The 6,420-nt window shown below is 46.9% G+C and carries 6 protein-coding genes; 2 read left to right on the top strand and 4 right to left on the bottom strand.

The window, feature by feature from the left end; all coding sequences use genetic code 11:
* Positions 1–575: 575 nt before the first annotated feature.
* The 4 genes from QUA43_RS23530 to QUA43_RS23515 all read right to left on the bottom strand — a co-directional run bounded on the left by QUA43_RS23530 (position 576) and on the right by QUA43_RS23515 (position 3,750).
* The gene (locus QUA43_RS23530) at positions 576–983 is read right to left on the bottom strand and encodes a transcriptional regulator (protein ID WP_333376898.1); all 408 of its coding nucleotides are present in this window, start codon (positions 981–983) and stop codon (positions 576–578) included.
* Positions 958–1,266, bottom strand: a complete 309-nt coding sequence (locus QUA43_RS23525) for a type II toxin-antitoxin system HigB family toxin (protein WP_333376896.1) — start codon at positions 1,264–1,266, stop codon at positions 958–960. Before QUA43_RS23525 ends, QUA43_RS23530 begins: the two co-directional genes overlap by 26 nt.
* 496 nt (positions 1,267–1,762) lie before the next feature.
* Entirely contained in the window at positions 1,763–1,984 is a 222-nt protein-coding gene (locus QUA43_RS23520) for a hypothetical protein (protein ID WP_333085886.1), read from the bottom strand.
* Positions 1,981–3,750, bottom strand: coding sequence for a S8 family peptidase (locus tag QUA43_RS23515; RefSeq protein WP_333376930.1), 1,770 nt, complete (start codon positions 3,748–3,750; stop codon positions 1,981–1,983). Before QUA43_RS23515 ends, QUA43_RS23520 begins: the two co-directional genes overlap by 4 nt.
* 254 nt (positions 3,751–4,004) lie before the next feature.
* Between QUA43_RS23515 and QUA43_RS23510 the strand changes: the two genes are divergently transcribed.
* On the top strand, positions 4,005–4,421 hold the full coding sequence (locus QUA43_RS23510; protein ID WP_333162299.1) for a hypothetical protein: 417 nt from the start codon (positions 4,005–4,007) through the stop codon (positions 4,419–4,421).
* Between the two features lie 287 nt (positions 4,422–4,708).
* A complete protein-coding gene (locus QUA43_RS23505; protein ID WP_333376894.1) occupies positions 4,709–6,418 on the top strand; it encodes a pentapeptide repeat-containing protein in 1,710 nt (569 codons plus the stop codon).
* The last annotated feature ends 2 nt before the right edge of the window (positions 6,419–6,420 follow it).

The raw sequence follows: 6,420 nt of genomic DNA, 5'->3' as shown, positions 1-6,420 counted from the left end.
AGATGCACCCTGATTAAATAACTCCCGACCAATTTTGGTTTGGGGTTTTTTTTTGCGGTATCGACGGTGATGCTGAATAAAGTTTGAAGTTGTCCGGATGGCGCTGGAATTCTCAGGAAGCTTAATTGGTAGATGCACCCTGATTAAATAACTCCCGACCAATTTTGGTTTGGGGTTTTTTTTTGCGGTATCGACGGTGATGCTGAAGAAAGTTTGAGGTTGTCCGGATGGCGCTGGAATTCTCAGGAAGCTTAATTGGTAGATGCACCCTGATTAATTAACTCCCCGCCAATTCTGGTTTGGGGGTTTTTTTTTCGTATTGCACCCCAAACCACCAATTTTCCCAAATTTTCCCAAACTGTCCGGAACAGGTGCACCTCGAATCGGAGAATAAATTAGTAGATGCACCCTGATTAATTAACTCCCGACCAATTTTGGCCGGGGTTTTTTTTGGGCGATCGCACTCTATACCACAAATCAGCACTAAATCAACGCCTGTCAGCGTTAATCTGCGTGTATCGCGGTTAAAAATCAGATTTGTCCTGAAAAAGGTGCTGTGAGGCTGGAGAAAAGTTTTAGTCCACAAAAGCAGATGGCGAGATGTGAAATAACTCTCCGAGTTTTTTTAATTGACCGACAGTTAGTTCTCTCTTGCTCATCATAACTTCGTTGAAATTCTCTTCACTCTCAAAGATTTCTAACACTTTTTCTGGCGAAACGTTATCTTCATTTATTAATGTTTTCACCAGGGCAATTCCTTTCAATGTAGGCCAAATTTCGTGTTCTTCTTCATAGTCATATACCAGTGTACCCAACACTTTTAAATAATCCCGATCGTCGGAGGTGATACTTGCTCGATCGAGAATTTCATTAATGCGAGTTTGCGTGGCGATTAATTCATCATCATTAGTGATTGGACGTGGTGGAAAGGTGGTGATGAGTTCCATATAGTAGTTGCTAGGAGTTTTTAAACCAACTGTCATTTTTCCAATTCTCCTTGTTATATTCGGCATGAGTTAGTACGCGACGGATGAAAATTAGCTGATATTCATAATCGATAAAGGTAATGAGTCGGTAGTTGTTGCCACTGATATTGAAAATTGTAAAATTTCCTACGATATCGGCTGAGAGAAAAACTTGGCGGACTTCGGCTAGGTTTTTCCATGCTGCCTCGGACGTTCGCTGATACCATTGTAATAAATTGGGTTCTGCATAGGGGTGTTTTTCCCAAAAGTCTCTCAGGGTTCTTTTGCTGATAACTCGCATAAATTTAAAAAAACCATCAGGTATCAATTCATCAAAATAAACTCATTGAGTATATTTTAAACTGTTTTATAAATGATCGCTGTAAAAACGAGAACTAGATTAGTAGATGCACCCTGATTAATTAACTCCCGACCTTCTTAATGCGGGTTTTTTTTTGAGCGATCGCACCCCAAACCACAAATTTTCCCAAATTTTCCCAAACTGTCCGGAATAGGTGCACCTCGAACCGGAGACTAAATTAGTAGATGCACCCTGATTAATTAACTCCCGACCAATTTTGGCCGGGTTTTTTTTTCGTATTGCAGTCAAAACCACAAAATTTCAATAAATCAAGAATTATCCGCGTTAATCTGCGTACATCTGCGGTTAAAAATCAAATTGATCCCGAACATCGTGCTAGCCACTGGAAAGTAAATAAAGATACACCCTGATTAATAAACCCCAGCCAATTTTGGCCGGGGTTTTTTTTGCTCGAAAGCTGGATTAGTCGATCGACCTACAACACCTCAAAAGACTGCACCTCAAGCACCGGGCCGATCATAGCAAAAGTCATCACATCCTTGCGGACTTCACCTTTAACACTGACTTTCAAACCAGCTTTTTTCAAGTCAGAAGGAGCATCCTTAAGTTCGTAAGTTTCCCCATCTTGGCCAACCAAAGCCCAAGTGCCCGGGCCTAATCCTTTGCGTTCAATTTCACCTTTGACAGTAATACTCATGCCGATCGCACCTCTGTTTTAATTGCTAAACGCGCCAGTCCGAAACACAGCAAAGCATTGACAATCAAGAATGATTGTGATACCAAACCAGTTCCCAATCCCCAAACAGCGGGAGATACAAAAGCATTCACCGCTAAACTGCTAGCAAAGCCGATCGAAATTGCGATCGCGATCCACTTCCACTGTTGATGTCCCAACAGCAAAGCAATCAAAATCCCAGGAATCAAAACGCTAGCAAAAAAGGGATTCAGCATACTGCTGCCATTAATTGCACCCCCGAGTTCGGGAATAGAACTGCCCATCACCCGCATCGGCCACTGCGGCAAGTCAAATACAAACAGATTTCGCAGGCCAAAGAACCCAGAACTGCCAGCAATCAAGCCGCCGGAAAAGCCCCAAGTCCACTGGAACGGAAAATAATTCCGCATAAAGAAAGCCAGCAGGTAAGAACCGAGCACCATTGCAATTTTAGGCAACAGGGCGACTGCACCGCCGTCAATCCAAAAGCGGGGGCTGAGATACCCGTTATCGCGCAGCCAGCGGAAGAAATCGCGGAAGTTGATTTGTCCGCGCTGGGCTAGCTGAACTGCTGCGGCTGCGTCGAGGTGTCCCGAACCAAAATGGTTTAACGGATCTTCAGTGACAGTTCGCGAGGACTGCAAAAGTACGCTGCGAATTTCGTCTGGTTCTGTGATACCGGAGGCCTTGACAAGGGCTGCAACGGCTGCAACGTGGGGAGAAGCCATGCTAGTGCCTTGGTAGCCTTCAAAGACTTCGGCGCCGGTTTCCGGGTCGATCGTACTTTGCAGGATCTTGCCCATTTCAGAACCGCCGGGGGCTGCAATGTCAACCCCTGCGCCGAAATTGGAGTAAGAGGCTTTTTCGTCGTCGGGGCCGAGGGCGGAAACGCCGATGACGTGGGGATAGCGGGCGGGATAGGAAGCGGAACTGTCGCCGGAGTTGCCGGCTGCTGCGATGATGACAACGCCTTTAGAGTGGGCGTAGTCGATCGCCTCTTCCATTAACTGACTTTCGCCACCGCCACCGAGACTCATGTTGATGACATCTGCACCGTTGTCAGCAGCAAATTTAATCGCTTCGGCGATGTCGGAAACCGTGCCGCCACCGCTGCCGCTTAATACTTTTAGCGGCATTAAAGCTGCTTCGTAGGCGATGCCCGCGACGCCGTAATTGTTGTTAGTTGATTGGGCGACAGTACCTGCGACGTGAGTACCGTGGCCGTTGTCATCGTAGGCTTCGGCGCGATCGTTTACAAAGTCGTAGCCTGGTACAAATTTGGTTTCTTTTAAGTCAGCGACTGGAGTAATACCCGTGTCAATTATCGCTACTGTTGTGCCACTGCCTTTGGTTTCGTTCCAGGCAGATTCTACGTTGATACTGCGGAGATTCCACTGCTTGGTATACATGGGGTCGTTGGGAATCTCGAAAGCGCTGTAAACGTAGTTCGGTTCAATGTATTCGGTATCTTTAGCCAAATTTGATTTTCTCAGGGCATTTAGCAAAGTGCGATCGCCCTTAACTACATATACATTGTCGGCCGCTGAGAATTCGCTGTTGAGTTGCGGTGCGACTTGGTACTGTTGGGCGATCGCATTTACTTCTTTCGCAATCTCAGCAGCACCCAAATCTTCGCGGAAATCCAGCACAATCGAGTCGTAAGTGCCTTGAGTAGCAAGTCCTGGGAAATTAGAAATCGCCCAGCCGAGCCCGATTAAAAATAAGCACAGAAGGAAAAACTTTTTCATTGCCGATCGTCCGTTTAGGGAAGGCGTGTTCACCACAATAACCCAATTTTCACCGCCAGCGCCAGTTTTCCTTGCTGCGGCTTGTGGATATCTCGCACGGGGGCGTTTGGTAGTTTTCGGCGGTGGCTGTTGCTCGCTCAAAAATGGCTCTAATTTCTAGTTTAAATTGCTGAGCAAGTTTGAGGAGTTCAATTAATTGTATCATTAGAGAAGATGACAAACAGAACCGGGACTATTTTCAACAAGGGTATTGCATGGAAAGAGGTTTAATGTGGCTGCCGCTGCTGGCAATTTTTATTTCTCTAGCTTGGGCTGGATGGAACGAGTATCAAAAGCTGGAAGCGTATCGCGTCTGGGCAGAACAATTCGCTAAAGCTAAGTACGATATTTATGCTGTACTTGGTCAGCAAGAAGACAGTTTAACTTGGGGAAAACCTACTCGCAGCGGGCCTGTGAATTTGCAAACTTTTTCTTTAAAAGACGTGCAGTCACTGCGGTTGTTAGTCAACTCTCAGGCAGTTGATTTAGAGTCGCCGCCGAATTCTGGAAGTCCAATCGCCCTCGAATTTTTGTTGAAAGATGCTGCTGCGGTGCAGGTTCCTTTTACAGAAATTCCTCTAGCGACTAAATGGGGAAAGCACTTGCAGCAAGAATTGCAGCGCTTTAGGTAAAAGCAGTCTCCGGCGGGGCAGAGTATCAGATATGAACTCGGCTACTTGAAGTTACAAAAGTCTGTAAAACTGGTAGTAGAAATAGAACTTACGCAACAAATCCTTTGAGCTGCTATCTATAGGGGTAAAGTACCCACGGATCACCCGGAGGACATGAGTTATTGCAGTAAGTAGTAGGAGTAGTGTCCCCGTGCCTAGCCCGCTCGTGTTCATTGCGTACCTTACAGTTAAAGTTATTCACCAGCGCGTCCTAAAACAGCTAAATTGCCAGCCCCCAAACCAGCGGAATGCAAACACAAGAATTTTTACAGCGCTATCAACAGGGAGAGCGCAACTTTAGTCACATTGACCTCAGTGGCGCTAGTTTAAGCGGTGTCAACCTGCGAGAAATAGACCTCACTGGTGCTAACTTGACCGGTGCTAATTTGAGCTGGTCTTTTTTGAGCAATGCCAAGTTGATAGGGGCTTGTTTGCGCCGCGCGGATCTCCGCAGTGCGGGGCTGGCTGGGGCGAATTTGAGCGGGGCAAATTTGAGCGGGGCAAATCTTGCTAAAGCGGATTTGCGCCTTGCTTGTTTGGAAGCAGCAGAACTCAATTGGGCCGCGTTCCCGGCAGCGGATTTGGGCGGTGCTAATCTTCAAGGAGTTAAATCTGACCAAATTAATTTGGCTGGGGCTAAACTCGACGGCGCGAAGTTGATGGCGGCGGAATTGATGGAGGCGAATCTCAACCGCGCCAGTCTTGTTGGTGCTAATTTAACGGGCGCTAATTTGCGGGAAGCGCATTTGGTGGAAGCGAATTTGCGATCGGCAATTTTAATCGGTGTAAATTTGATTGAAGCTGACTTGAATGGCGCTCAAATGCGATCGGTAAATCTGACGGGTGCTGACTTGCACCGAGCAGTGCTGGCGGGGGCGGATTTGACTGAGGCGGTGCTGGATAACGCTGATTTGAGTCGAGCTAATCTGGCGGGTTCTTATTTATTGAAAGCGAGTTTTAAGAAGGCGCTTTTGCTGCGAGCTAACCTGCAAGGAGTGTATTTGTTGCGGGCGGATTTGAGCGAAGCTAATTTGCGTAATGCTGATTTGCAAAAAGCTGATTTGAGCGGCGCTTATTTGATGGATGCGATGTTGGGTGAGGCGGATTTAAGAGAAGCTTGTTTGATTGAGTGCCGTTTGATTCGGACGAATTTGGAGGGGGCGCAGCTTACGGGCTGCTGCATTCAAAATTGGCAAGTTCAAGATGTCGATCTGTCGAAAGTTGACTGTCGCTATGTTTTTACTCAGTTTGATTATACTGCGAAAGTTGCGGCAAATCGTTTGCCTGTCGATCGCGATTTTGAGTCTGGGGAATTGGGGCGGCAGCATCAAGAGGAAAGTTCGATTGTGGAGGTGGGTTTTGCTGAACCTCCTAATTGGGAGGCTTTGGTTTTTACGGTGCGCCGGGTGGAGTTGGAAAGCCGCGAACTCAAGTTGAACGTTCAATTTTTTGAGTCTGCTGGAGAACAACATTTACTGCGGCTGACCGCGAACCGTTTGGTGAATGGCAAGATTTTGGGCGATCGCATTTTGGAGCTTTATCCAGATATGTTGGAAAAGGTTTTAGCCAAGGGCGCTGAAATTTTGAGTTTGCTCGACTTGGCTGTTCCTAGTAACAGTGCCGAGCCGGCTGAGCCGGGTCACAAGGAAGTATTGCTCAGAAGACAGGAAATCTACCAGCGAATGGTACGCCAAATTTCGTTTATTTTGATGTCTCAGACGCCGGATAAATTTTCCGAAAGCGTGCAGCGGCTGTTGGATTATTTGAAGCAGCAAGGTATCCCGACAGAGCAGATTCAAAAGAAAGTCATCAGTCAGGCGATCGTACAGCGGGCAAAACAAGATCCGGCTTTTCGGGAACAGTTGCTCAGGTGGGAGAAAACGGCTTCCGAGCGCGTTCGCTGTTCGATGATGGGGGAAGCGGTGCGGTATGCGATCGCCCTTTTGATCAATTATTAACA

The sequence above is a fragment of the Microcoleus sp. N9_B4 genome, assembly GCF_036701635.1.
In the GTDB taxonomy this organism is placed as follows: domain Bacteria; phylum Cyanobacteriota; class Cyanobacteriia; order Cyanobacteriales; family Microcoleaceae; genus Microcoleus.
Note: the sequence above shows the minus strand (reverse complement) of the source record. Positions and strands in the feature narration are given on the sequence as shown.